We start from the raw sequence: 485 nt of genomic DNA on the forward strand, positions 1-485 counted from the left end.
GAGAAATTGAATCCAAGTAATTGTGATACAGCTACTGTAACAGTTCGAGTAGACTCAGCTACGATAGTTGCCAACATAGATGATTTTACAGGAAGTTCAGTCAATGGCTTAACTGGAGGAGTTGCAGGAAATGCGATTACTAATAATGATACATTAAATGGAGTTGCAGTTTCGGCAAGTGATGTAAATATTACAACAACAAGTAGTCCATTAGGTATTGCTTTAAATGCAACAGGAGCTGTAGTGGTTCCAGCAAACACACCATCAGGAGATTATACGATTACTTATCAGATTTGCGAGAAATTGAATCCAAGTAATTGTGATACAGCTACTGTAACAGTTCGAGTAGACTCAGCTACGATAGTTGCCAACATAGATGATTTTACAGGAAGTTCAGTCAATGGCTTAACTGGAGGAGTTGCAGGAAATGCGATTACTAATAATGATACATTAAATGGAGTTGCAGTTTCGGCAAGTGATGTAAA

1 pseudogene is annotated in these 485 nt (G+C 37.7%); it reads left to right on the plus strand.

Annotated features, from left to right (window positions below):
- Positions 1-485, plus strand: a pseudogene (locus EYW44_RS22390) (hypothetical protein); the annotation flags it as partial.

The sequence above is a fragment of the Tenacibaculum sp. M341 genome (assembly GCF_004337695.1).
Lineage (GTDB): Bacteria > Bacteroidota > Bacteroidia > Flavobacteriales > Flavobacteriaceae > Polaribacter.